This window comes from Polymorphobacter fuscus, assembly GCF_011927825.1.
GTDB classification, from domain to species: Bacteria; Pseudomonadota; Alphaproteobacteria; order Sphingomonadales; family Sphingomonadaceae; genus Sandarakinorhabdus; species Sandarakinorhabdus fusca.
This window is the reverse complement of the sequence record NZ_JAATJI010000001.1, coordinates 1,315,382-1,340,852: the sequence shown is the minus strand read 5'-3', so window position 1 is coordinate 1,340,852 and position 25,471 is coordinate 1,315,382. Positions and strand designations below refer to the sequence as shown.

Here is a 25,471-nt window from a genome sequence, read left to right as displayed (position 1 = left end):
TGCATGTGACCCCCTACGCCACCGATCCCGCGCAATCGCGCGGGCGCCGCCACCCCGAACCGGCGTCCGCCACCCGGACGCCGTTCCAGCGCGACCGCGACCGCATCATCCATTCCAGCGCCTTCCGCCGCCTGCGTTACAAAACGCAGGTGTTCGTGGCGCCCGATGGCGACCATTTCCGTGTCCGCCTGACGCACAGCCTAGAGGTCGCGCAGATCGCCCGCACTCTGGCGCGCGCGCTCGGCCTTGATGAAGACCTCACCGAAGCGCTGGCGCTGGCGCACGATCTTGGCCACCCGCCGTTCGGCCATTCCGGCGAGGACGCGCTCGAAGCCGCACTCGCGCCCTATGGCGGTTTCGATCACAACGCCCAGACGCTGCGCATCGTCACCCGGCTGGAAAGCCGATACCCGGGCTGGGACGGTCTCAACCTCAGCTGGGAAACGCTGGAGGGGCTGGCCAAGCACAATGGCCCCATCCTGGCGCCGACCTGGGCGATGGCGGAGGCCGATGCCCAATGGCCGCTCGATCTTGCCAGCCATGCGGGACTGGAGGCGCAGGTCGCGGCGCTCGCCGACGACATCGCCTATGACAATCACGATCTCGACGATGGCATCCGTGCCGGCCTGTTTGGCATCGATGACGTGGCCGCCGCCGTGCCCTTCACCGCTGCCAGCCTCGCTGCCGTCACCGCGCGCTGGCCGGGGCTGACGGCGCGGCGCCGGCTGGTCCCCGAACTGGTGCGCGAACAGATCGGCCGGATGACCGCCGACCTGCTGACCGAGACCCGCGCGCGGCTGGCGGCGGCGGCCCCCCAATCGGTCGCCGATGTGCGCTCTGCCGGACGACCTTTGGTGGCGATGTCGGCGGCCATGGCTGCCGAAGCCGCGGTGCTGAAGGGTTTTCTGCGTGCCCGCATGTACCGGCACCCGCAGGTCGCAGCGCTGCGTGATCCGTCGCGCGATGTCGTCACCGGGCTGTTCGCGGCCCTCCATGCCGACCCCGCCGCCATGCCCGGCGACTGGGCCGCTGCCACGCCCGCCGACGAGCCCGCCCGCGCCCGCCATGTTGCCGATTTCATCGCCGGGATGACCGATCGCTATGCCCTGAAAACCCATGCGCGGTTGATCGGCCCGCCGCCGCTGCCTGCCGAAATCTTCATCTGACCGCACCGGAGAGACCCATGCAGATCCACGGCCATGTCGACCCGCGTTACGACGCCGTCCGTTCCGCCTTTGCGGCCAATTTCGCCGGGGCGGGCGATGTCGGTGCCAGCTTCTGCGCGACCAAGGATGGCGAGATCGTCGTCGATCTCTGGGCCGGGGTCGCCGATGCCGAAACCGGCAAACCCTGGGAACGCGACACGATCGTCAACGTCTATTCGACCACCAAGACGATGTGCGCCCTGACCGCGCTTTTGCTCGCCGACCGCGGAGAGCTCGATTTTTCGCGCCCGGTCGCCGATTACTGGCCCGAATTCGCCGCCAACGGCAAGGCCGCCGTGAACGTCGCGCAGCTGATGTCGCACAGCGCTGGCCTGTCGGGCTTCAAGGAGCGGGTGACGAAGGACGACCTCTACGATTGGGACAAGGTCACCGGCCTGCTCGCGGCGCAGGCCCCGTTCTGGGAGCCGGGCACGGCGCCTGGCTATCACGGCATCACCCAGGGCTATCTGGTCGGTGAAGTCGTCCGCCGCATCACCGGCGCGACGCTCGGCACGGTGTTCCGCACCGAAATCGCCGCGCCGCTGGGTGCCGATTTCCACGTCGGGCTGCCGGCCAGCGAGGATGATCGCGTCGCCGTGCTGATCCCGCCGCCGGCGGGCCAGGGGATCGCCGACATGTCCGACCGGCCGCTGACCGCCAAGATGGCGACCAACCCCGCCGTCAACCCGCTGGAAACCCGGACCCGCGCCTGGCGCGGCGCCGAAATCCCGGCGGCCAATGGCCATGGCAATGCCCGATCGGTTGCGGTGGTGCAGTCGCTGGTCGCCAATGGCGGTGTCTCGAACGGCACCCGCATCCTCAGCGAGGCCGGGGTGCGCCGGGCGCTCGAATTCCAGATCGAAGGCGATGACCGTGTTCTCGGCATGCCGGTCCGCTATGGCCTGGGTTTCGGCCTTGCCGGCGGACAGCTGCCGCTGCCCAATGCCGACTGCTGCTATTGGGGTGGCTATGGCGGTTCGCTGGTCATCAACGACCTGCAGGCGCGGACGACCTTTGCCTATGCGATGAACAAGATGGCCGGCACCACGACCGGCGATATGCGGGCGTTCAGCCTGGCGATCGCCATGTGGCAGGGGTTGGCGCCCGGTTAGGCAGCTAGAGTTTGTCCTGTTCAGTCGGCACCGGCCCGCTCCCCCGCCCGGCCACCCACAGCGTAAACTGGAATTGGGTGGCCGGGCGGGGGAGCGGGCCGGTGCCGACTCTAGTTGAACCAACAAACTCTAGACGCGTGCCAGCAGGTCGTCCGCGTTCAGCCCCAATTGCTCGATGCGCGCCTGCACCCGCGGCCATTCTTCGGTCAGGAACAGCGCCCGCTCCGTCTTCAGCAGCACCTTCGCCGCGCCATCGGAGGCGAACAGGCCGACGCCTTTCCTGGCTGTCACGAGTCCGTTGGCCTGCAGATCGTGATAGGCCTTGGCGACGGTCAGCGGGTTGACCCCGGCCTCGGCTGCCAGCGCGCGCACCGAAGGCAAAAGCGCGCCGTCGCCGCTCGCCAGGATGCGGTCGACGATGACGTCACGGATCTGGCGATAGATGGGGCGTTCGTTGGAGAACATGGTGTCTTATTGCAATGGCACAGTGAGTCGTCAAGTTTTTGCACCCGCAGCGCCGCCGTGGCTGCTATAGCGCTGCCGTTTCCTGGAGGTTTCCGCCCGATGCGTATCGCCATTGCCGTTCTCATGCTCGCGGTCAGTGCGCCCGCCGCCGCCCAAGCGCCCGCCGACCTGATGGCTGGCTGTATCGGCATCGCCCGCGATGCGGACCGGCTGGCCTGTTTCGACGCGGCGCTGGCCAAGGTATCGCCGCAGGCGCGTGCCGCTTCGGAGGCGCGCGCTGTCGAAACGGCGCGGCTGAAGGCGGCAGAAGCAGCAGCCGAGGCCGAAGCCAAGCGCGACAGCTTCGGTGCCGAAGGCGTCGCGGCACGGGGGGAAAAGCGGTTTGCGCCGCCGCCGGGCGAAATGCAGGAGGTGGAAACCGCGATCACCGAGGTGCTGACCAACAGCTCGGGCCTTGGCGTCTTCCTGCTCGAGAACGGCCAGCTGTGGAAACAGGCCGATACCGCGCGCCTGCCCAACGTTCGTGTCGGCGATCGCGTCAAGCTGACCCGCGGTCCGCTGGGGGGCTACAAGCTCAATTTCCTGAAGCAAAAGGGCTGGGTGCTGGTCAAGCGCGTGCGCTAGAGCGGCTCAGATGAGCCACAGCGACTGGAGGTCGCGGACCATGCCGGCGGGCAAGCCGTCGCCCGATCCGGCGTCGGCATCGGCTGGCGCATCGGCGGCCTCGAGATAGCGCCAGCCCTGGTGGGCGCGCTTCGGCAGCGCCACCACCGGAACCGGTCCCGGCAGCAGGCCGATACGGCATTTGGTACCCCACTCGGTCGTCACCATATCGAGCGACAGGATCGTCTGCCGCGCTACCAGCCGGTGGGCAATGATCCAGAACAGCGACCCGCCGATCAGTTCGTCGCTGCGCTTGGGCATGAACCGCGTCAGCGAGCAGGCAGCGTCACCCCAGCGCTCGCGCTGCAGCCGCGTCAGGGTTTCGATATCGGGGCAGCCGACCGCCACCTTGCTGAGATGCAGCATCAGGACAGCGTGCTGACCCCGACCATGGTCGCCAGCCCGAGGAACGCCAGGAACCCCATGGTGTCGGTGGTCATGGTGACGAACACCGAGGAGGCGACCGCGGGGTCGGCGCCGAAGCGATCGAGCGCGACCGGCACCAGCACGCCGGCCAACCCCGCCACCATGATGTTGAACAGCACCGCCGATGCAATGACGACACCCAGCGTCACATTGCCGAAGATCAACCCGGTCCCCAGGCCCATCAACAGCGCGATGGTGCCGCCGTTGAGCATCGCCACCCGGATTTCGCGCCAGATCGTCCGGCGGGTGTTGGTTTCGGTCAACTGGTTGGTGGCGAGCGCGCGCACCGCCACGGCCATCGTCTGGGTGCCGGCGTTGCCGCCGACGCTGGCGACGATGGGGGTCAGCGCCGCCAGCACCACCAGCTTCTCGATGGTCGGTTCGAACGCAGCGATCACCGATGACGACACCATCGCGGTGCCGAGATTGGCGATCAGCCAGCGGATGCGCGCCTTGTAGGTTTCGAGGACCGGCTCGTTGATGTCGCCATCGCCGGCGCCCGACAGCTTCAGCGCGTCCTCGCCGGCTTCCTCCTGGATGATGTGGACGATGTCATCGACGGTGATGACGCCGACCAGCCGGTTGTCGCGATCGACGACCGCGGCAGAGATCAGCGCGTATTTCTGGAACTGCAGCGCCACTTCCTCCTGGTCCATGACGACGGGGATCAGCGTCTGTTCGCGCTGCATGATGTCCGACACGGCAATGTCGGGGGGCGTCGTCAGCAACCACGACAGCCGCATCGTCCCGACCGGACGCCGCGCCGCGTCGATGACGAAAATCTCCCAGAAGTCTGTCGCCGGGTCGATGGTGGCGCGGACCCGGTCGATGACCTCGCCGACGGTCATCGCCTCAGTCACCGCGACCAGCTCGCGCTGCATCAGGCGGCCGGCGGATTCTTCAGGATAGCCCAGCGCGGTTTCGATGTCGGCGCGGTCTTCGGGCGTCAGCGCGTCGAGGACTTCGCGCTGCTCGTCGGCTTCCAGATCCTCGATGACCGCGACCGCATCGTCGGTGTCGAGCTGGGTGAGAACATCGGCGACGGCGGCCGGCGACAGTGCCGCCAGCACATCTTCGCGGACGTAATCGTCGAGTTCGGCGACCACTTCGGCGTCGAGCAGGTCGCCGATCGCCCGGGCCAGCGGGGCGCGGTCGCCTTCGGCGATCACCGCGAACAGGTCGGCGATGTCGGCCGGGTGCAGCGGCGCCACGAGCGCGCGTGCGGCCTCGTCGTCGCCGGCGGCGACGGCGGCATTGACCTCCTCGACAAAGGCGCGGCTCAGCCGGCCCTCCTCGAGCGGATCGCGCGGGGTGTCCGCGTCCAGATGCAGATCATGCTCCACAGCCGCGCTTATAGCCCCGCAGGCCGGCAGCGCCAGCCGCGCCCTGCCGCAGTCCCTGTCAAAGCTGGTGGGTGGGCGGCCATGGACAGGCGCCGTCCGGTTGCGGCAAGACACGGCATGACCTTGTCCGGACCCACGTCGCGCAGCTTTGTTTCGCAGCGGCTGCGGCTGCATTATGCCGATTGGGGCAATGCCGCGGCGCCGCCGCTCATCCTGGTCCATGGCGGCCGCGATCATGGCCGCAGCTGGGACTGGGTCGCCGAACAGCTGCGCGGCGACTGGCACATCATCGCGCCCGACCTGCGCGGCCATGGCGACAGCCAATGGGCCGCCGACGGCAATTACCCGATCACGTCGTTCGTCTATGACCTGGCGCAGCTGGTGCACCAGCTCGATGTCGGACCGGTGACGATCGTCGCCCATTCGCTCGGCGGCAATGTCGCGACGCGCTTTGCCGGATTGTTCCCCGACCAGGTGAAAAAGCTGGTCTGCATCGAAGGGCTGGGGCCGTCACCCAAGCAGATGGCGGAACGCGCCGCCGTGCCGCACGCCGAACGCTGGCGCAACTGGATCGCCGCCAAGCGTGCGGCTGCCGGTCGCCTGCCGAAACGCTATCCGACGTTCGACGATGTGCTCGGGCGGATGATGGCCGAAAACGCCTATCTCACCGCCGACCAGGCGCGGCACCTGACCTTGCACGGTGTCAATCGCAACGAGGACGGCAGCTGGAGCTGGAAGTTCGACAACCATCTCAACGTCTGGCCGTTCGACGATATTCCGCAGGCCGAGATCGAGGCGCTGTGGCAGGCGATCCGCTGCGAAGTGCTGCTGCTTTATGGCGCCGACAGCTGGGCGTCCAACCCGGCGCTCGACGGGCGCGACCGCAATTTCCAGCGCGGCCGGGTGGTGGAGTTCGAAAATGCCGGCCACTGGCTGCACCACGACCAGTTCGAGCGGTTCATGGCGGAGCTTCGGGCTTTCCTCTAGGCCGGATTGTCCTTCACATGGGATTCGAGTTCGTCGAAGAACCGCTCCAGATTGTGCAGCACATTGACCTTGAATTCGTAGTTCACCTCGGGCGAGTTCGATTCGATGATCGGTGATGCGTCGACCTTTTCGGCATAGGCGGCGGCGACCCCCTTCACATATTCGGGAGTCAGCTTGATCTCGCCCATCCGGTCGAGGATGCGCAGCTGGACGATCATCATCTGCCGCACCAGCATTTCGAGCGCGGTGATCCGCGCCACCGCGGCGACAGCATCGAGCTCGACGGATTCGTCATCATTCATGCGTTCAGTCTAGGACCGCCGAAGCCTGTCGGCCAGCACTGACGATTGCGAATTGAACCCCCTCGCCAGCGCTGCAAGCGCAAAACACCCGGGAACTTTACACATGTCGGCGCAGGCCGTCGCCCAACCTGCTGATTCTGTTCAGACGTGGCTATTGGCACAACACTTGCAACAACCAAGGAGTTGCATTTTAGCAATGATAACAGGGAATTAATATGCGTCTGTCCTTTCGCCGCACACTGTCGCTGGCACTCGCAACGTCGATGCTTGCCGCTGCTGTTCCGGCCAGTGCCGCTTTGATCACCTTCGACGACCTCGGCACCGACGCCTTCGAGGCAATTCCGAATTCCTACCACGGCTTTACCTGGGACTTCTGGGCGAGCATCAACGCCGCCAACTATGGCCCCAGCGGATACGCCAACGGAGTGGTCCCCGGCGGCAATTCTGCCTGTGCCTGTGCCAGCGATTTCGGTCAAACGACGCAATCGATCTCGAGTGTCGGCAAGTTCACGCTTGGCAGCGGCTATTTTACCTCGGCGTGGAATGACGGCGCGACGCTGAGCGTCGTTGGCCTCAGCGGCGCGACGACACTGTTCTCGACAACGGCCGTTCTCGATACGTCCGGCCCAAGCCTGCTGACCTTCAACTGGTCGGGCATCGACAAGGTGACGTTCGCCATCGCGGGCGGCAGCTCGGCGGGTATGGGCGGAAGCGGCAATTACTTCGCACTCGATAACCTGACTGTCACATCGGACGTTCCCGAGCCGGCATCCTGGGCGATGATGATCGCGGGCTTCGGGCTCGTCGGCGCGGTGATGCGCCGCCGCCGCATCGCTGCCTTCGCCTGATCCTTCATGGTGGAGCAAAGGGGTCGCCTGTCGGGCGACCCCTTTCTCGTGTCAGTCGGGGAGCAGCATCTCGCCTTCCGGTCCCAGCGGCACGAAGGGATTGCAGGCAACCTCCCATGGATGTCCGTCCGGATCGCAGAAATAGCCCGAATAGCCGCCCCAGAACGCCTTGTGCGCCGGCTTCTGCAAGGTTGCGCCATGGGCGACTGCTGTCGCGAGCAGCGCGTCGACCTCGGCCTCGCTCGCCACATTATGGGCGATGGTGAAGCCGCCGAAGCCCGGGCCCCCGCGCCGGACGGCGCCAGCATCAATGCTTCCAGCCATGCCGCAATCTTCGGCGAGCTTGTCGAAGGGGTAGATGGCGAAGGCGATGGCACCGCACTGAAACATGGCGATGGAATCGAAGGCCTTCGCCCGGCGCGGCCAGCCCATGGCCTCCCAGAAGGCGACGGCGCGGGCCAGGTCGCTGGTTCCCAGCGTGACGATGCTGATGCGTTGGTCCATAGCTTTTCCCCTTTGTCGGGGAGCCTTGCCATGACGGCACTTGAAATGAAACGCATCGTGCTGGTGCGGCATATCGAAGGCGTTCCGACGCCCGATGATTTCCGGGTGGAACGGCTGCCGATCCCGGCGCTCGGTGATGGCCAGTTCCTGGTGAAGAACGATTTCGTGTCGTGCGATCCGGGGACCCGGTCGCGGCTGTCGCCCGGGGCGAGCTATGCGCCGCCGCTGGCCGTGGGCGCACCGGTCGATGGCTTTTGCGTCGGCGAGGTGATCGAAAGTCGCAACGCGCGTTTTGCCGTGGGTGAACGGGTGATGCTGAGCGGCTGGGCAACGCATGTCGTTTCGAACGGGCGTGGGTATTGCCTGAAAGTGCCTGACCTCGATGTGCCGGAATCGCTGTGGATCGGGCTGCTCGGTGTGCCGGGGATGACGGCCTGGTTCGGGCTGCGACGGGTAGCCCAGTTGCAGGCGGGGGACCGGGTGCTGGTGACCAGCGCTGCCGGCCCGGTGGGGGCAACGGCGGGGCAGTTGGCGAAGTTGTGGGGTGCATCCGAAGTCGTCGGCATTGCCGGCGGTGCGGAAAAGTGCGCCTGGCTGACCGAGGTGGCGGGGTTCGACCGCGCCATCGATTACAAGGCGCCGGATTTCGAGGCGACGTTTGCCGACGCTTCGGCCGGCGGCTGGGACGTGATGTTCGACAATGTCGGCAATGCGATGATCGACCGGGCGCTGCCGCACATGAAGCTGCGCGGACGGATCGTCGTGTCGGGGCAGGTCGCCGATTACAATACGCCGGTCGACCGGGTGCCGGGGCTGAAACATACGGCGCAGTTCATCGCCAAGCGGCTGCGGATGGAAGGGCTGGTGGTGTTCGACGATCTGCCGGGCTTTGCCGGGGCGCAGGCGGAGCTGGCGGGGCTGATCCGGAGCGGTGCTGTGGTGTATCGCGAGGAGGTGTTCGAGGGGCTGGCGAGCCTGCCGGCGGCATTCTGCGGGCTGTTTTCGGGGGCAAGTTTCGGGCGGCGGGTGGTACGGGTCTGAAAAGCCCCTCTCCCGGGCCACGCTCCGCGCGTCTCTCGACCTCCCCCCGGCGGGGGGAGGTTTAAAGCGCGTCCGCGTCGGTCGGCAGGCCGAGCAGGACGCGGCCGGTGAGTTCCCAGGTCGGCGGAGCGATCATCATGTGCTGGGTGGCGACCTGTGCGTCGCGGAGGCGGCGTTGCAGCGGGTGGCCGGCATAGACGGCGGTGCCGCCGGCGAGATCATAGGCGGTGCGCGTCACCTCGGCAGCAGTGCGGGTGAGGTGGGTGGCGGCAAGCCGCAGCCGGGCGCGGATGTCGGTGGTCAGGCAGCCGGTCTGCGCTTCGTGCCAGGCCCTGGCGACGGTGGCTTCGGCGAGCGCGCGGGCGGCGTGGAGACTGGCTTCGGCGCGGGCATACTCGGCCTGGACGGTGCCGCGCTCGGCGAGGCTGCGCGACGATCCGGCGGCTTTCTTGGTGACCGCAAGAGCGCGGAAATCGTCGAGGGCCGCCAGCGCATTGCCACTGGCGACCGCGGCGATGCCGAGGGCGAGCAGGCCGAAGGGCGGGAAGGCGTAGAGCGGGCCGGGGTGGCGGGGGCTGTCGGTGAGGAAGGAGACGCTGCGGTCCTGCGGGACGCGGACGTCGCTCGCTGCCATGTCGCCCGATCCCGTGCCGCGCAGCCCCATGCTGTCCCATGTGTCGATGAGGGTGATGTCGGACGCCGGCATGAACATCATGCGATGGTCGGGCGCGCCGTTCGGCAGGGTGCGCAGCCGGCCCGCGTCGAAGATCAGCGCGCCGCCGATCAGCCATTGGCAATTGGCGCTGCCCGACGCCCAGGCCCAGCGGCCGGTGACGCGGTAGTCATCGCCGTCGGCGATCGCCTTGCCCATGGGCGCGAAGACGCCGCCGGTGATGGCGCGCGGGTCGGCGAAGACGGCTACGGCATGGGCCGGGGGCAGCCAGGCGGCGGCGAGCGCGGTGGTGCCGGCGATCATCGCGCACCAGCCGGTGGCGGCGTCGGCGTGGCCCAGGATTTCGAGCGCGGCGAGGATATCGGCCGGCGGGGCTTCGGCGCCGCCAAGCTCGCGCGGGACCGCCATGCGGAACAGGCCGGCATCGGCGAGCTGCAGCGCCAGGTCGGCGGGCAGGCGGCGCTGCGCCTCGGTATCGGCGGCGCGCGCGGCGATCATGGGGGCCATCGCGCGGGCGGCGGTGATGATGCAGGTCACAGCTTGAGCAGACTCGCGAGGTTGTTCTTCTGCATGTCGCTGCTGCCTCCGACGATCGGCATGCCGAGAAGGTCGCGAACATGGCGTTCCATGTCAAAGGCGTCGGTCAGGCCATAGGCGCCGAGGATCTGCTGGCAGGTGAGGGCGATTTCGACTCCGGTGTCGGCGACGAACAGCTTGGCCATGCTCGTTTCGACGCTGCACGGCCGGCCTTCGTTGGCCAGCCAGGCGGCGTGGTAGAGCATGTGGCGGGCGGCTTGCAGCCTTGTCTTCGCGGTGACGAGCTTGTGACGGACGCTCTGGTGCTGGGCAATGGGCTTGCCGAACTGGACCCGCGTCCGGGCATAGTCCCAGGCTTCGGCCAGCGCGGCGCGGGCGATGCCGAAGGCGACCGCGGTGATTTCCAGCTTTTCGACATCGAGGGCGCGGCCGGCGAGCAATGACCAGCCGCGGTTCCACATGTCGGGGCCACCGACGATATTGGCGGCGGGGACGCGGACATTGTCGAAATAGACGTCCTGGCTGGCCATGTAGCGCAGGTTCGAATGTTCGATGCCGTGCATGGTGATGCCCGGCGTATCGGTGGGGATGAGGACGAACGACAGGTTGCGATAGCGGTCGCCGGGTTCACCCGAGCGGACGAGCGTATAGAGGACATCGGCCCAGTCGGCGCCCGAGCACCAGCGCTTGGCGCCGTTGACGACGATGTCGTCGCCGTCGCGGTTGGCGCGGGTGGTGACGCTGGCGAGGTCGCCGCCGACATCGGGTTCCGACAGGCCATAGGCGAAGAACAGCTCGCCGCGGGCAAGGCGGGGCAGATATTCGCGCTTTTGTGCCTCGCTGCCGTTTTCGGACAGGTTCATCCCGCCATAGAAAGCCGTGTGAATGAACGGCCCCGCCAGCGCCGGGCCGACCTGGGCGAGTTCCTCGATGACGGCGATGGCGGCGACGATGTCCTGCCCGGCGCCGCCATATTCGGTGGGGATGGTCAACGCCGTCAGGCCGAGCGTGTTGAGTTCGGCATAGACGTCGCGCGGCCAAGTGTGCGCCTTGTCCCAGGCGACGCGCGCGGCGTGCGGGGCATGGGCGGCGACAAAGCGCGCCACCGTGTCGCGCAGCTGGGTGACGTGCTCGGGCTCGTCGGTGAAGGTCGGCAGGCTCATTCGCCGGTCAGCCTGGGCGCGCGCCTTTCGCGAAAGGCGGTGACCGCCTCGGCGCGGTCGTGCGCGAGGTTGGACAGGGTCTCATAGGGGATCGACGCGTCCATCAGCTGCTGCGCCAGCACCCGCAGCGGCTGGTTGGCGACGACCTTGGTCCAGCGCACCGCCCATTTCGGGTTGGCCTGCAGTTTTGCGACGATCTCCGCTACCTTGGCATCGAGATCGGCGGTGGGAACGGCGTGGTTGATCAGCCCCATGCGCGCCGCCTCCGGCGCCTTGATGAGGTCGCCGGTCATCAGATATTCCTTGGCGCGGGCATAGCCGATCAGCTGCGGCCAGATGACGGCGCCGCCGTCGCCGGCGACCAGCCCGACCTTGACATGCGGGTCGCCGATCACGGCGCGATCATCGGCGATGATGATGTCGCACAACAGCGCGATGGTGGCGCCAAGGCCGGCGGCGGCGCCGTTCATGCGGCAGATGATCGGCTTTTCCATCTCCAGCAGCGTCGTGACGACACGTTTCGCGTCCCAGCCGATGTCGCGGAAGCGGTCGGGGTGGGCGATCTGTTCGTCGAACCAGTCGAAGTCGCCGCCGGCACAAAAGGCGCGGCCGGCGCCGGTCAGGATGATGATGTCGCTGTCCGGGTCGCGCTGCAGGTCGGTGAAGACGCGAGCGAGTTCGTGGTGCATCGCTTCATCGACACCGTTCACCGGGTTGGGGCCGGTGATGGTGGCGGTGAGGACGCGATCGTGCCGGGCGAAGGTGAAGCGGGTGTAGGTATCGAAGTCCATAGCAGTCCCCCGTCTTATGCCGGCGGCACCCTCACCCGGGCCGGCTTCGCCGTCTCTCGACCTCTCCCGCGGGCGGGAGAGGTCATCTACCACTCCAGACAGATCTTGCCGAAATGCGCTTGCGAGGCCTGATGGCGGAAGGCGGCGGCGATGTCCTCGAGGGCAAAGCTGCTGTCGATCACCGGGCGGATGCCATTGGCTTCGATGGCGCGGATCATGGCGGTCTGCTGGGCGCGGCTGCCGACGGTCAGCCCGGCGATGCGCACATTGCCCGACATGATCGCGGCCGTCGCGACATTGCCGGCAACGCCTGCCAGCACGCCGATCAGCGCGATGCTGCCCGACAGGCGGGTGGCGGCGATCGACTGGGTCAGCGTGCCGGCGCCGCCGATCTCCACGACATGGTCGACGCCGCGGCCGCCGGTCAGCGCGCGCGCGGTGCGGCCCCATTTTTCGTCCTCGCGATAGTTGATGAGGTGATCGGCGCCGAGATCGGCGAGCCGGTCGAGCTTGGCCTTCGACGAGGAGGTGGCGATAACGGTGGCGCCGGCGGCCTTGGCGAATTGCAACGCGAAGATCGACACACCGCCGCTGCCCTGGACGAGGACGGTTTCGCCCGGTTGCAGCGACGCTTCGACGAACAGCGCGCGCCAGGCGGTCAGCGCGGCGCAGGTCAGCGTTGCCGCTTCGGCGTGGCTATAGCCCTTGGGCGCATGGGTGAAGGCATTGGCGGCAGCGACAACCTCCTCCCGCGCATAGCCGTCGGTGCGGTCGCCCGGCACCTCGGCCATGTTGGCGAGTTCGGGCTGGCCGGCGAGCCAGAGCGGGAAGAAGGTCGACACGACGCGGTCGCCGACGGCGAAATCGGTGACGCCCGCGCCGATTTCGGTGACTTCGCCGGCGCCGTCCGACATCGGGATGCGGCCATCGGGAGTGGGGATGCCGCCCAGGACGACGATATAATCATGATAGTTGAGCGAGGAGGCGTGGAGGCGGACGCGGATCTGGTGCGGGCCGACGCTGCCGGTTTCGGCGGTGCCGACGGTGAGGTTGTCGAGCCCGGCGGGTGATTTCAGTCGGATTGCGCGCATCAGTGTCTCCCCTTGTCGCCGCCGACCCTAAGGCCGGGGGCGGCGGGTGTCGCCTATCCGTAGCGCAAGGCCGTTTGCCTACTCGTAGCGTAGCGCCAGCGCCGGGCTCTGGCGGGCAACGCGCAGGGCATGGCCGATGATGGTGGCGGCGGCGATGCCTGCGGCGAGGACGCCGGCGCCGATGAACCATTGCGGTCCCAGGTCGATGCGGGCGTTGAAGCTGTCGAGCCAGTCGCGCATCAGCCACCACGCCACCGGCCAGGCGATGAGGTTGGCAACCAGGACGGGCCGCGAGAACTCCCAGACCAGCAGGCGGACGATATCCCGGCCGCGGGCGCCGAGCACCTTGCGGATGCCGATTTCCCGCGTCCGGCGTTCGGCGGTGAACGCGGCGAGGCCGTAAAGCCCGAGGCAGGCGACGACGATGGCGAGGCCGGCAAAGGCAGCAAAGGTCTTGGCGCGGGCTTCGTCGGCGTCATATTGCTTGCGGACGATCTCGTCGGTGAATTCGGCCTGGAACGGCACTTGCGCCGCATAGCGTTTCCATACCGCCTCCACCTTGTCGCGGATGGCCCCGGCTTCGCCGGCCTTCATGCGGACCATCATTTCGGTCATGTAGCCACGGTCGTAATAGAACATGATCGGGTCATAGGGATCGCGGAAGGAGCGCAGCCGCAGGTCGGCGACGACGCCGACGATGGTGACCGGCACCAGGCCGAACTTGTCGTCGACAAGGCCGACACGGATGGTCTTGCCGATGGCATCGGCCGGCGTTTTGAAGCCGAGCTTGGTCAGCGCCTCGACGGTGATGACGGTGTTGGCGCCGCGCGCGGCAATGGTGGCTTCGGCGGCCTCGTCGCCCGGCGGCAGGCGCGTGTCGTCGCGCGGGTTGTTGGTATCGAGCAGCCGGCCGGCGAGGGGCTTGAGGCCCATGGCATCGAAGAAGCCCGGATCGACATTGTACATGCCGAGATTGATCGGCGCCGGATTGCCTTCGATGCGCACCGAGGTGTTGATGCTGCTGTCGGTGTTGACGCCGATGCTGGTGCGGCCGACCGCCTCGACACCTGGAATATTTGCGGTGGCGGTGACAATCTGGTCGGCAACGGCCTCGATCTGCTTGCGGCCGATGCCGGTGACCTGCAACAGCCCGGCGCGGTTATAGCCCGGGTCCGCCGAGCGGGCATAGATCGTCTGCGCGGTGACGACGGCGGTGCAGATGACCAGGGCGATGGACACGGCGAACTGGGCGACGACGAGCGCGCTGCGCAGCTTGCCGGACCCCTGGCTGTCGGTGCCGCTGCGGTTGGACTTGAGCACCGGCGCCGGGTCGAAGCGGGAGAGCACGAAGGCCGGGTAGAGGCCGGCGGCGAGGCCCACGATAACGACAAGGCCGATGATCGGCAGCAGGACGCCGCCTTGTCCGAAATAGCTGAGGTTGAGGTCGGCCTGGAGGAAGGCGGAGAGCGACGGCAGCGTGAGTTCGACGATGGCCAGCGCGACGAGCATCGACAGCGCGGCGACAACCATCGATTCACCCAGGAACTGCACGATCAGCTGGCGGCGCGACGCCCCCATGACCTTGCGCAGCGCGACTTCGCGGGCGCGCTGGCCGGCGCGGGCGGTGGACAGGTTGGTGAAGTTGATGCACGCCATGGCGAGGATGAGGATGGCAACAAGCGCGAAGGTGGCGATGCTTTTCGGGTCGTTGCCGGGCGTCTGGCCATCCACGGCATTGCTCAGGTGGATGCCGGCGACGGGGGCGATCTTCCAGTCGACATCATCGCCTTCGCTGACCATGACGTCGCCGACGGGTTCCTTGGGGATGTTGCGTTTTTCCCACGCCTGCATGCCGTCGTTGACGGTGGCCATGGAAGCGCCGGAACGCAGCCGCAGATAGTTGGAACCGCTGTTCCAGCCGAATTTGGTGAAGAAGCCTTCGCGCCCGACATAGGGGAGGCGGCTGAACGGCACCAGCATCTTGACGGCGAAGTGCGAGTTCCGGGGCAGGTCGCGCAATATGCCGGTGATGGTATAGTCGGTGGTCCGGCCGGCATTGATGATCGACAGCGTCTTGCCGATGGGATCGACCCCCGGATAGCGGCGCTGCGCCTCGGTTTCGGTCAACAGCAGCGAATTGGCACCGCGCAGCGCGGTGCGGGCATCGCCGCGCGCCAGCGGCAGCTGCAGGATATCCAGGATTTCGGGGTCGGCCATGGTGACGCTGCCGGTGCTGGCGACGCCATCCTGCATGATGACGGGGTTGCCGACCGTGACATAGGCGATCTTTTCGATCTGCGGGAAATCCTTCGCCAGCGTACGGCCGACGACATAGGCCGACATCTGCGAGGTCTTGCCCCGGCCGGTGTTGCGGCCATGATAGGTCGTGTTGACCTGATAGGCATTTTCATGGCCGGGCAGCCACTGGTCATAGCTGGTTTCATAGCGGACGAAGAGCAGCAGCAGGATGCACGCGGCCATGCCGATGGCGAGGCCGAGAATGTTGATGGCGGCAAAGGCACGGTTGCGCAGCAGCGAACGCAGTCCGGTGGTGAGGTAATTGTGGAGCATCTGGCCAGGCCTTTGCGCAAGACGAAGGAAGCAGGAGTCAGGCAGCGCGCCGTGTTTCGACAAGCACGCGCCCGTCGAGCATGTTGACCACGCGCCCGGCGTAATCGGCATGGGCGGGAGAATGGGTGACCATGACGATGGTGGCGCCGTCCTCGTTGAGCGCGCGCAGCATCCGCATCACTTCCTCGCCATGGGCGGTATCGAGATTGCCGGTGGGTTCATCGGCGAGGATCAGCGGCGGCGCGGCGACAACGGCGCGGGCGACGGCGACGCGCTGCTGCTGGCCGCCCGAAAGCTGCGACGGCCGGTGATTGGCGCGGTGCCCGATGCCGACCTTGTCGAGAACCCGGTCGACCCGTTCCGCACGCTCGGTGCGCGAGATGCCGTGATAGAGCAGCGCCAGTTCGACATTCTCGCGGACCGACAGCTCGTCGATGAGGTTGAAGTTCTGGAAGATGAAGCCGATCCGCCGCTTGCGGATGTCGGTCAGGTCGTTTTCCGACAGATTGGCGACTTCGCGACCTTCCAGGGCATAGCTGCCGCTGGTCGGCCGATCGAGCAGGCCGATCATGTTGAGCAGGGTCGATTTCCCGCAGCCCGATGGCCCCATGATGGCGACAAACTCGCCGGCGTCGATCTGCAGGTCGATCGCGTCGAGCGCCGTCGTTTCGACGCTTTCGGTGCGATAGGCTTTGCGCAAGGCCGACAGACGGATCATTTTGTGTCTCCAGAAAGCTTGAGGCGGGTCTTGTCGGCAAAGCCGGTATAGGCGGAGGTGATGACGCGGTCGCCGGGGACGAGGCCGCCGATGACTTCGATGCTGTCCGGATTGCGCCGGCCGAGGCGGATGGGGCGTTTTTCGGCGGTGGTGCCGTCCCTGGCCAGCACAAAGGCATAGGCACCGGCCGAGTCCTGGTAGAAGGCGCCATTGGCGACGAGCGTCGCCGGTACCGGGTCGCCAAGGGTCAGCTTGGGTGCCAGCGACTGGCCGCGCTGCAGCGTGGCGGGTTCCGGCCCGTCGAAGGTCAGATCGGCGGTGAAGGTGCCGCCCTTTACCTGCGGATAGATCTTGGCGACGGTCAGCGGCCAGCGCTTGCCGTCCCATTCGACCGCGGCGCGTTGCCCGGTGCGCACCCGGCCCAGGTAGAATTCGTCGATGTCGGCGACGAGCTTGTTGCGGCCGGTCGAATCGACCTGTCCGAGCCGTTCGCCGCGGTTGAGGCTTTGGCCGACCTGCGGGGCGAAGCCCGACAATTGTCCCGCGACAGGGGCGCGGATGGTCAGCGCGTCGAGACTGGCGCGGGCGAGGCGCAGATTGGCGGTCAGGCCGGTGGCGGCAGCGCGCAGTTGCGCCAGCTGGCTGGCCTGCAGCCGTTCCTCGGTGACAAGGGTTTCGGCGGTGATCTTGCGGCGTTCGGCGAGATAATCGGCTTCGGCCTGCGAATCCTTGAGCGCGCGGCCCGAAACCCAGCCGCCGGCTGCCAGGCGACTATCGCGGTCGAGCTGGCGTTCGGCCTTGCGCATCTGCCAGTCGACCTCGCCCAGGCTGCGGCGGTTGTCGAGCCGGCTGCGTTGCAGCGCCAGTTCCTGGCTGCGCAGATTGTTGAGCTGCTGGCTGACATCGGCCTCGCGGGCGATGACATCGAGCTGCAGCGTGGCGTTGGAGAGCACGGCGAGCGGCTGGCCGGGGGTGACCTGGACGCCGTCTTCGACCAGCACCCGTTCGATGCGGCCGCCTTCGACAGCATCGAGAAAGACGGTGACCGATGGCGTCACCCGGGCGCGCAGCGGCACAAAATCATCGAAGGTGCCGCGGCGGACGGTGGCGATGCTGAGGTTCGCCGCTTCCACCGTCTGCGACCCGGCGCTGTTGGCGACGAGCCAGACGGCGCCGATGGCAAATACGGTGGCCGCGGTGGCGCCGATGACGATGCGGGTGCGCAGCGGCAGGCGCTTCGTCGTCACCGCCCGGTCCATGCCGGCGCCGCTGGCGGTGGCAGTGGCTTCGGGCGTTTTCAGGGTGACGACGCTCATCTCGGGTCCGATCGGAAAGGTGGGGCCGGCGGGCGCAGGCGGAGGGGACGGCTGGCCCGCCGGCGGGCGAAGGTCAGCGGGCGACGGACGTCGGCGCGGCCTCCGCCAGGCTGGTCCGCGCCTCGATGGCGGCGGCAGCAAGGCTGGCAATCTGCGGCTGGGCGCTCGCCAGCGCCGCGTCGATGCAATCGTGCCGGGCGAGCGTGGCGGCAAGCGAGCGATCGCTCGTGGCGCAGACCCGGCGGGCGGCGCGGCGAACTTCGTCGTTGATGCGCGCCGTGCCATGAACGCTGGCGAAGTCGATGCCGCGGGTGGCGACAGTGGCGGTGCGGGCCGTCGCGGCAGCCGCCGGCGCAGCGCTGCCGGCGACGACGAGCGCGGTGGCCGAAGCGGCGATGGCGAAGGCGAAGGTGGAACGGAGCAGGTTGGCGATCATGGGGCGGGTCCTTTGTCTGGGTGGCCGGGGGCAGCCACGTCACATACTTTGCAGGAAGCGTGCCAACCGCCCAAGTGCCTGATAAACAAGCCGATCGCCGCAGACTGGCGGCAAGACGCGATTTGGGACTGTTCGCATCCGGACATTCACTGTACGTTTTCGGACAGTTGCAGGAGCGGTAATGGCGGGCACGGCGCTGATCATCGACGACGATGCGGATGTCGCGCTGTCAGCGCGGCTGCTGCTGCGGCCGATGTTCGCCAATGTCGTCGTCGCGCATGACCCGGCGGCGCTGCCGGCGCTGATGACCGCGCATGATCCCGATGTCATCCTGCTCGATATGAACTTCGCGCGCGGCCAATCGAGCGGCGCCGAAGGCTTCAAGGCGCTGGAGGTGATCCGTGCGCGCGATCCGAATGCCGTCGTGGTGGTGATCACCGCCTATGGCGGCGTCAATATCGCGGTCGAGGCGATGAAGCGCGGCGCCACCGATTTCGTCACCAAGCCGTGGGACAATGAACGGCTGGTGGCGACGGTGACGACAGCGGCGGCGCTGCGCGCCAGCCGGCGCGAGGCGACCGTCGCCGAAGCCAAGGTCGCCGAAGTTACCAATGCGCGCCCGGACAGCCCGTTGCTGGGATCGTCGCCGGCGATGCGCAGCATATTGGCGCTGATCGACCGGGTGGCGCCGACCGATGCCAATGTGCTGGTGCTGGGGGAGAATGGCACCGGCAAGGAACTGATCGCGCGCGAGCTTCATGCCCGGTCGAAGCGGGCGGGCAAGCCGTTCCTGTCCGTCGACCTGGGGGCCGTGGCCGAAAGCCTGTTCGATTCGGAGCTGTTCGGCCATGTGAAGGGCGCCTTCACCGATGCCAGGACGGACCGCATCGGGCGCTTCCAGGCGGCCGATGGCGGCACGTTGTTTCTCGACGAGATCGGCAATCTGCCGCTCAACCTGCAGCCCAAGCTGCTGACCGCGCTGGAACAGCGGCGGGTGACGCCGGTGGGCAGCAACCGCGATGTCGGGTTCGACGTGCGGGTGATCGCCGCCACCAACATGTCAGCGGCAGCGCTGGCCGATGAACGGCGGTTCCGGCCCGACCTGCTGTTCCGGCTCAACACGGTGGAAATCCTGCTGCCGCCGCTGCGCGAGCGCGCCGCCGATGTGCCGCTGCTGCTGCGCCATTACCTGGCGCTCTATGCGCGCAAATATGGCAAGCCGCTGCCCGACTTGCCGGAGGCGCTGGCGGCACGGCTGGCGACCTATGACTGGCCGGGCAATGTGCGGGCGCTGCGTCACGCCGCCGAACGCGCGGTGATCCTGGCGACGGGCGCACGCTTCGGCGATGACGATTTTCCGCTGCCGCAGCGTGCCCCGCTGGTCGCCGTCGCCGCACCCACGCCGGCCGAAACGGACATGAACCTGGAACGCAGCGAGCGCCGGATCATCGAGCGTGCCTTGCAGAAACACGCCTGGAACATCTCGACGGCGGCGAACGAACTGGGGCTGACAAGGGCCTCCCTGTACCGGCGCATGGAAAAGCACGGCCTGTGACGGGCAAGGCCGCATGAAATCGAGCCCGCTCGGCACCCGCTTCGAAGTCGGGTTGACGCTGCGAATCGCGGTGCTGCTCGGTGCCGGGGCGGCGCTGGCCTGGGCGATCAACCAGCCGGGGCTCTACGCCACGACCCTGCTCGCCGCGATCGTCACCGGCGCCGCGCTCGCCGAGCTGTGGCTGTTCGTGCGGCGCACCAATTTTGCCGTGGCGCGCTTTGTCGAGGCGTTGGCGCATGACGACTTCACCCAGGGGTTCGTTGGCGCCGGCGGCGGTTTCGGGGCGCTCGCGGACAGCCTGAACGGCGCGATCGGGCGATTGCGGGCCGAACGTGCGGCGATCCAGGACGACAATCGCTATCTCGCGGCGCTGGTCGACGATGTTCCGAGCCCGCTGGTCAGCATCGATGGCGACGACCGGGTGGTGCTGGTCAACAAGGCGGCACGGCGGCTGCTGTCACCCACGGTGGCGCGGCTGGACGACCTCGCCATTCACGGCGCGGATTTTCAGGCCGACATGGCGGCGATGCGGCCGGGGGAGCGGCGGGCGACCCGGCTGTTGATCGGCGGGGCGCCGACCGCGGCGCTGTTGTCCATGGCCGAAGTCCGCCAGGCGCGGGGCAGCATCCGGGTCGTGGCGATCCAGCCGATCCAGGCCGAGCTGGACCGCGCCGAGCTGGCGGCCCAGACCGACCTGGTGCGGGTGCTGACTCACGAGATCATGAATTCGATGACGCCGGTGACGTCGCTGTCCGCGACCGCGGCGCAGCTGATCGCAGCGGCGGACAAGGGTGACGACCCGGCGATCGCCGATGCCCGCGCTGCAATCGAGACGGTGGCGCGGCGGTCGGAAGGGGTGATGCACTTCGTGCGCACCTATCGCCAGCTGACGCGGCCGCCCGAACTCCACCGCCGCCCGGTCGACGTGTCGGCAATGTTTGCCGAACTGAAGCGCCTGTTCGAAAGCGATTGGCCCAACCTGCCGCTGGCAGTGGCGGTCGCGCCGCCGGGATTGCGCATCGATATCGATCCCGATCTGGTGGCGCAGCTGCTGATCAACCTGCTGCGCAATGCGGCCGCCGCCGTGGCCGATGTGGCGGCACCGGCGGTGCGGCTGGAAGCACGGGCGCTCAAGGGTGGGCGCACGGCGATCGACGTGATCGACAATGGCACCGGGGTGCCCGAGGCGCTGCGCCAGGATATTTTCCTGCCCTTTTTCACCACCAAGGCCGACGGCACCGGAGTCGGGTTGAGCCTGGCGCGCCAGATCGCGCTGGCCCATGGCGGTGCGCTGACCTGCGAACCGGCGCCGGCAGGAGGAACGCAGTTTCGGCTGCTGGTCTGATCGGTTGAGCAATCGCGCACCGCGACCATTCATACCCTGTTGCGATTTATTGCCGGCGTGTCATGAGGTTGTCATTGCCGACCGGTAAGCCGCCGGGGCAATTCAGGGGAAGACATTCATGACAACGACGCGCCATCTGCTCTCCAGCGGCACCTTTTCGCAGGATTGGAGCGACGCTGGTCTGATCAGCACGGCCGATGATTGGTCGGGTGTTGCCAGCATCGTCGGCTATCGCGGTGACAATGTGGTGTCGGCGACCGGCGTCGATCCGCGCAACATCACCAATGGTGCGACGCCGCCGGGGCCGGTGCAGGTGCTTGCCAACCAGTCCAACCCCAATACGCTGTCGACCGGCGGTGTTGCCGAGTTCGCCATCGCCAATCCGGTCGTGGGGCTGAATGGCTCGGGCACCGCCGACGCGCCCAGCCTCGTGCTGTACATGGACGCGACCGGGCGGGAGAATATTCGTTTCCAGGCCAATATCCGCGATCTCGATGCGTCGACCGACAATGCGATCCAGCAGGTGGCGGTGCAATATCGTATCGGCGGCGGCAACTGGGTCAACGCGGCCTATGTCGCCGATGCCACGTCGGGGCCGAGCCTGGCGACGCAGGTGACCGCCATCGACGTGACGCTGGGCACCGATGCCAACAATGCCGCCGACCTGGAAATCCGCATCATCACAACCAATGCCGCCGGCAATGACGAATGGGTCGGCATCGACGACATCGTCGTGTCGAGCGAAGGCGCCGGCGCCGATGTGACGCCGCCGACGCTGGCCGCGGTCAACCCGGCCGACCCCGATGATGGCGCCGTCGCCGTGGCCGCCGACAGCAACATCGTGCTGCGCTTCACCGAGACGATCACCGCCGGCAGCGGCAGCTTCACCCTGTCGAACGGCACCGACACCCGCACCATTGCGGTGACCGACCCGCAAGTCAGCATCGTCGGCAATACGCTGACCATCAACCCGGACGCCGACCTCGAAGCCGGCACCGCCTATTCGCTGACCGCCGGCGCCGGCATCGTCACCGACCTGGCAGGGAATGCCTTTGCCGGGCTGGACAATGGCGTGCTCGATTTCACCATTGCCGCGCCGCTGGTGACCATCACCATCGGCGAGATTCAGGGGCTGGGCCACGCCAGCCTGTACGCAGGAAGTGCCGTGCGCACCGAAGGCGTCGTCACCGCAGTCGACAGCAACGGCTTTTACATCCAGAGCGCCAGTGGCGCGACCGATGGCGATTCCCGCACGTCGGACGGCATCTTCATCTTCACCAGCGCCGGGCCGACGGGCATCGCCAAGGGTGACCTGGTTTGGGTCGATGGCACGGTCAGCGAATTCCGCCCCGGCAACGACGCGAGCAACCTGACGATCACCCAGATCATCACCCCGACCTATGCCAAGCTCGGCACGGCGGCGTTCGACACGATCATCATCGGCGACGGTTATCTGCTGCCGCCGACCTCGGTCATCGATGATGACGGCTTTGCCGCCTACGAGCCGGCGACCGATGGCATCGATTTCTGGGAATCGCTGGAGGGCATGCAGATCACTGTCGACACGCCGCTGGTGGTTTCGAACACCAACAGCTTTGGTGAAACCTATGTCGTTGCCAGCGGCGGTGTCGGCGCCACCGGCATCACCGAACGCGGCAGCATCGCCATTTCCCAGGGGGATTCGAACCCCGAGCGGCTGCAGCTCGACAACGACAACGGGCTGTTTGCGGGCTTCAACGACAGCTACACGATCGGCGACCGGTTGAGCAGCGTCACCGGCATCATCAACTATGCCTTTGCCAGCTATGAACTGCTTGTCACCGAGGCGGTGACGACGACCACCGATGTGACGCTGACCAAGGAAGTCACGACCCTCACGGAGGCGGCGGACAAGCTCTCCGTGGCCGACTACAACGTCGAAAACCTGTCGGCGGTCGACAGCCCGGCCAAGATCGCGTCGCTGGCGTCCGACATCGTCAACAACCTCAAGTCGCCCGACATCATCGGCGTCCAGGAAATCCAGGACGGCAACGGCGCTGCCACCGGCGGCAGCCTGTCGGGCGCGCCCACCGCGGCCGTGCTGATCGCAGCCATCACCGCTGCAGGCGGACCGACCTACGCCTATGTCGAGGTCGCACCGACGGTGGCCAATTCGACCGGCGGTGAACCCGGCGGCAACATCCGCAACGGCTTCTTCTATGATCCGTCGCGCGTCACCTATGTCGAAGGGTCGGCCGAATTGATCGAGGCCGCAGCCTATGCCGGCAGCCGGCGCCCGCTCGTCGCTGACTTCGTCTTCAACAACGAGGTGGTGACGATCATCAACGTCCATTCGACGTCGCGTGGCGGGTCCGACCCGCAATGGGGCGCCACCCAGCCGCCGGCCGATGCCGGCGATACCGCCCGCACGGCGCAGGCGGTGGCAGTGCGCAACTATGTCGATGCGATGCTGGCGGTCGATCCGTCGGCAAAGATCATCGTGCAGGGCGATTTCAACGGCTTCGCCTGGGAGAATGCGATTTCGGCGCTGACGGCGGGCGGGGTATTGTCGGACCTGGCGTCGCTGTTGCCGGAGGCCGAGCGCTATTCCTACCAGTTCGAAGGCAACAGCCAGCAGCTCGATCACATGCTGGCGACGAACAATCTGCGCCAGGTGGCCCAGTTCGACGCGGTCCATCTCAATTCCGAACTGCCCGAAGCGCAGCAGCTGTCCACCGACCATGATGCGCTGCTGGCGGTGTTCGAATTCCCGGTGCAGACCACGGCCACGGAAGGTCCCGATGTCATCAATGGCACCAGCGCCAGCGAGATCATCCGTGCGCTGGGCGGCGATGACAAGGTCTATGGCAACGGCGGCAATGACACCATCTTCGGTGGCGACGGTGCCGACACATTGCAGGGCGGTGCCGGGCGCAACAATTTGTTCGGGGGTGCCGGCAACGACATCATCGGCGGTGACGTGGTGCAGGGCGTCCATATTGTCGATGGCGGTGCGGGGTCGGATTATTTCGTCGCCAGCTCGTCGGGTGAAAAGGTCATCATCGATCTCAATGCCGGCACGGTGACGGGCGGCTATGCCGATGGATCGACGCTGACCGGGATCGAGATGCTGCGCGCGACGCGCGGCGGCTTCGCGGTCGAATTCTACGGTGACAACGGCGTCAACAACCTGATGGGCACCAACAACGACGACATCCTGTCGGGTGGCGGCGGCAACGACCGGCTGACCGGCGACGGAGGTGCCGACATCCTGATCGGCGGCGGCGGCAACGACAAGTTCATGTTCGCGGTCGGCGATGTCGCGGGTGACACGATCCTCGACTTCGACGGCAAGGGCTTCGCCGTCGGCGATACGCTGAACTTCTACGGCTTCGGGGCCGGGGCGTTCCTGACCAACGAAGGCACCAGCTGGACGATCAACTATGGCGGCGGGCTGACCGAAGTGTTCACGATGAACGTGACCGAACTGACCGCCGGCGACGTGGTGTTCGGCTGATCCGGGCGGCCCGGGTCACGACCCGGGCCAACCTGCCGCGCTCAGGCCGGCAGCACCTTGTGCCAGGCGGTGATCGACCGGCTCTCGAACAGCCCGGCCAGATGATAGGGGTCGGCGGCGGCGAAGGCGACGGCGGCATCGCGGTCATCGAAGGCAATGATCATCAGCGACCCCATGGCGCGGCCATCGGGGCGCAGCAACGGCCCGGCGACAAGCACATCGTCGCCGAGCGCGGTAATGTGCGCAAGGTGCGCCGGCCGCGTGCTGGCACGCAGATCGGCCGAATCGGGCCTGTCGATGCAGTGGATGGCAAAAAAGGGCATCGCCGCAGGCTCCCGGGGATGGCAACAAGGTCTGGTCCGACCGGTCTAGCCCGGCTTGGATGCAGGGGGAAGGGGGGCATGCGCAGGCCGGCGACGGCCGATGCCTTCGCTGCCACGGTGCGGGGTTGCACCATGCCGGTGGTTGACCGGAAGGGCCAGAACGGCTAATGGCCGCCGCTCGCTGTTGCACCTGTGGGTGCATGGCTTCGGATTCGATATCAAGGACTGTTCATCATGTCGCGCGTCTGCGAACTGACCGCCAAGGGTCGCCAGGTCGGGAACAACGTTTCCCACGCCAACAACAAGACCAAGCGCACCTTCCTGCCCAATTTGCAGAATGTGACGCTGATCTCGGACGCGCTCGGCCGTTCGGTCAAGCTGCGCGTGTCGATGAACGGCCTGCGCTCGGTGGAGCATGTCGGCGGCCTCGACAATTGGCTGCTCAAGACCCGCGTCGAAAAGCTCAGCGTGCGCGCCGCGCGGCTGAAGCGCGAAATCGCTAAGAAGGTCGCCGAGACGGCAACGCCGGCGGCCTGAACCTTCGGGTTCGTGATTCGGAA

24 protein-coding genes are annotated in these 25,471 nt (G+C 67.1%); 10 read left to right on the top strand and 14 right to left on the bottom strand.

Annotated elements, in window-relative coordinates; translation table 11 throughout:
* Positions 1-5 precede the first annotated feature (5 nt).
* Together GGQ62_RS06420 and GGQ62_RS06415 are read left to right on the top strand one after the other, a co-directional pair.
* Positions 6-1,166 carry a deoxyguanosinetriphosphate triphosphohydrolase gene (locus GGQ62_RS06420; protein WP_243446690.1) on the top strand — a complete coding sequence of 387 codons (1,161 nt, stop codon included), beginning with the start codon at positions 6-8 and terminating at the stop codon, positions 1,164-1,166.
* Positions 1,167-1,183: 17 nt separating this feature from the next.
* Entirely contained in the window at positions 1,184-2,317 is a 1,134-nt protein-coding gene (locus tag GGQ62_RS06415; RefSeq protein ID WP_152578841.1) for a serine hydrolase domain-containing protein, read from the top strand.
* A 129-nt stretch (positions 2,318-2,446) separates the two neighbouring features.
* Here GGQ62_RS06415 and GGQ62_RS06410 read toward each other — a convergent pair whose 3' ends face one another.
* Complete coding sequence (locus tag GGQ62_RS06410) at positions 2,447-2,782, bottom strand: GntR family transcriptional regulator (protein WP_152578840.1); 336 nt, start codon at positions 2,780-2,782, stop codon at positions 2,447-2,449.
* Positions 2,783-2,905: 123 nt separating this feature from the next.
* Here GGQ62_RS06410 and GGQ62_RS06405 point away from each other — a divergent pair, with 123 nt between their 5' ends.
* Positions 2,906-3,406: a hypothetical protein gene (locus GGQ62_RS06405; RefSeq protein WP_152578839.1), complete on the top strand. Its 501-nt coding sequence runs from the start codon at positions 2,906-2,908 to the stop codon at positions 3,404-3,406.
* A 6-nt stretch (positions 3,407-3,412) separates the two neighbouring features.
* Here the strand turns inward: GGQ62_RS06405 and GGQ62_RS06400 are convergent, their stop codons facing one another.
* On the bottom strand, positions 3,413-3,811 hold the full coding sequence (locus tag GGQ62_RS06400; RefSeq protein ID WP_167649505.1) for a DUF1489 family protein: 399 nt from the start codon (positions 3,809-3,811) through the stop codon (positions 3,413-3,415).
* Complete coding sequence (gene mgtE / locus GGQ62_RS06395; protein ID WP_424022220.1) at positions 3,811-5,214, bottom strand: magnesium transporter; 1,404 nt, start codon at positions 5,212-5,214, stop codon at positions 3,811-3,813. Before mgtE ends, GGQ62_RS06400 begins: the two co-directional genes overlap by 1 nt.
* A 117-nt stretch (positions 5,215-5,331) precedes the next feature.
* Here mgtE and GGQ62_RS06390 point away from each other — a divergent pair, with 117 nt between their 5' ends.
* Positions 5,332-6,201 carry an alpha/beta fold hydrolase gene (locus tag GGQ62_RS06390; RefSeq protein ID WP_152578837.1) on the top strand — a complete coding sequence of 290 codons (870 nt, stop codon included), beginning with the start codon at positions 5,332-5,334 and terminating at the stop codon, positions 6,199-6,201.
* On the opposite strand, the gene GGQ62_RS06385 is transcribed toward GGQ62_RS06390, so the two are convergent.
* Complete coding sequence (locus tag GGQ62_RS06385; protein ID WP_152578836.1) at positions 6,198-6,503, bottom strand: hypothetical protein; 306 nt, start codon at positions 6,501-6,503, stop codon at positions 6,198-6,200. The genes GGQ62_RS06390 and GGQ62_RS06385 overlap by 4 nt on opposite strands.
* A 215-nt stretch (positions 6,504-6,718) precedes the next feature.
* On the opposite strand from GGQ62_RS06385, the gene GGQ62_RS16330 reads away from it, so the two are divergent.
* A complete protein-coding gene (locus GGQ62_RS16330; protein WP_152578835.1) occupies positions 6,719-7,351 on the top strand; it encodes a PEPxxWA-CTERM sorting domain-containing protein in 633 nt (210 codons plus the stop codon).
* A 51-nt stretch (positions 7,352-7,402) separates the two neighbouring features.
* Here GGQ62_RS16330 and GGQ62_RS06375 read toward each other — a convergent pair whose 3' ends face one another.
* Complete coding sequence (locus GGQ62_RS06375) at positions 7,403-7,855, bottom strand: VOC family protein (RefSeq protein WP_152578834.1); 453 nt, start codon at positions 7,853-7,855, stop codon at positions 7,403-7,405.
* A 30-nt stretch (positions 7,856-7,885) separates the two neighbouring features.
* Between GGQ62_RS06375 and GGQ62_RS06370 the strand changes: the two genes are divergently transcribed.
* Positions 7,886-8,896 (top strand): NADP-dependent oxidoreductase, encoded by a 1,011-nt coding sequence (locus tag GGQ62_RS06370; protein ID WP_243446280.1) that lies wholly within the window; start codon positions 7,886-7,888, stop codon positions 8,894-8,896.
* Between the two features lie 61 nt (positions 8,897-8,957).
* Here the strand turns inward: GGQ62_RS06370 and GGQ62_RS06365 are convergent, their stop codons facing one another.
* The 8 genes from GGQ62_RS06365 to GGQ62_RS06330 form a co-directional block, all read right to left on the bottom strand.
* Positions 8,958-10,106: an acyl-CoA dehydrogenase family protein gene (locus GGQ62_RS06365; protein ID WP_243446689.1), complete on the bottom strand. Its 1,149-nt coding sequence runs from the start codon at positions 10,104-10,106 to the stop codon at positions 8,958-8,960.
* Positions 10,103-11,269: an acyl-CoA dehydrogenase family protein gene (locus GGQ62_RS06360; RefSeq protein ID WP_152578833.1), complete on the bottom strand. Its 1,167-nt coding sequence runs from the start codon at positions 11,267-11,269 to the stop codon at positions 10,103-10,105. The genes GGQ62_RS06365 and GGQ62_RS06360 overlap by 4 nt, the downstream gene beginning before the upstream one ends.
* Complete coding sequence (locus tag GGQ62_RS06355) at positions 11,266-12,060, bottom strand: enoyl-CoA hydratase/isomerase family protein (RefSeq protein WP_152578832.1); 795 nt, start codon at positions 12,058-12,060, stop codon at positions 11,266-11,268. Before GGQ62_RS06355 ends, GGQ62_RS06360 begins: the two co-directional genes overlap by 4 nt.
* An 86-nt stretch (positions 12,061-12,146) precedes the next feature.
* On the bottom strand, positions 12,147-13,151 hold the full coding sequence (locus GGQ62_RS06350) for a zinc-dependent alcohol dehydrogenase family protein (protein WP_194163401.1): 1,005 nt from the start codon (positions 13,149-13,151) through the stop codon (positions 12,147-12,149).
* 78 nt (positions 13,152-13,229) lie between these two features.
* Complete coding sequence (locus GGQ62_RS06345; RefSeq protein WP_152578830.1) at positions 13,230-15,722, bottom strand: ABC transporter permease; 2,493 nt, start codon at positions 15,720-15,722, stop codon at positions 13,230-13,232.
* A 37-nt stretch (positions 15,723-15,759) separates the two neighbouring features.
* Positions 15,760-16,440 (bottom strand): ABC transporter ATP-binding protein, encoded by a 681-nt coding sequence (locus tag GGQ62_RS06340; protein ID WP_167649504.1) that lies wholly within the window; start codon positions 16,438-16,440, stop codon positions 15,760-15,762.
* Positions 16,437-17,756, bottom strand: coding sequence for an efflux RND transporter periplasmic adaptor subunit (locus tag GGQ62_RS06335; protein WP_152578828.1), 1,320 nt, complete (start codon positions 17,754-17,756; stop codon positions 16,437-16,439). Before GGQ62_RS06335 ends, GGQ62_RS06340 begins: the two co-directional genes overlap by 4 nt.
* Before the next feature lie 73 nt (positions 17,757-17,829).
* Positions 17,830-18,192, bottom strand: coding sequence for a UrcA family protein (locus GGQ62_RS06330; protein ID WP_152578827.1), 363 nt, complete (start codon positions 18,190-18,192; stop codon positions 17,830-17,832).
* A 181-nt stretch (positions 18,193-18,373) separates the two neighbouring features.
* On the opposite strand from GGQ62_RS06330, the gene GGQ62_RS06325 reads away from it, so the two are divergent.
* From GGQ62_RS06325 to GGQ62_RS06315, 3 genes are all read left to right on the top strand, one after another.
* Positions 18,374-19,747: a sigma-54-dependent transcriptional regulator gene (locus tag GGQ62_RS06325; protein ID WP_152578826.1), complete on the top strand. Its 1,374-nt coding sequence runs from the start codon at positions 18,374-18,376 to the stop codon at positions 19,745-19,747.
* Between the two features lie 13 nt (positions 19,748-19,760).
* Positions 19,761-21,092 (top strand): sensor histidine kinase, encoded by a 1,332-nt coding sequence (locus GGQ62_RS06320; protein WP_152578825.1) that lies wholly within the window; start codon positions 19,761-19,763, stop codon positions 21,090-21,092.
* A gap of 118 nt (positions 21,093-21,210) precedes the next feature.
* Positions 21,211-24,588 carry an Ig-like domain-containing protein gene (locus GGQ62_RS06315; RefSeq protein ID WP_152578824.1) on the top strand — a complete coding sequence of 1,126 codons (3,378 nt, stop codon included), beginning with the start codon at positions 21,211-21,213 and terminating at the stop codon, positions 24,586-24,588.
* A 41-nt stretch (positions 24,589-24,629) separates the two neighbouring features.
* On the opposite strand, the gene GGQ62_RS06310 is transcribed toward GGQ62_RS06315, so the two are convergent.
* Entirely contained in the window at positions 24,630-24,911 is a 282-nt protein-coding gene (locus GGQ62_RS06310) for a YciI family protein (RefSeq protein ID WP_152578823.1), read from the bottom strand.
* Between the two features lie 234 nt (positions 24,912-25,145).
* On the opposite strand from GGQ62_RS06310, the gene rpmB reads away from it, so the two are divergent.
* Positions 25,146-25,448, top strand: coding sequence for a 50S ribosomal protein L28 (rpmB, locus tag GGQ62_RS06305; protein ID WP_152578822.1), 303 nt, complete (start codon positions 25,146-25,148; stop codon positions 25,446-25,448).
* Positions 25,449-25,471 lie beyond the last annotated feature (23 nt).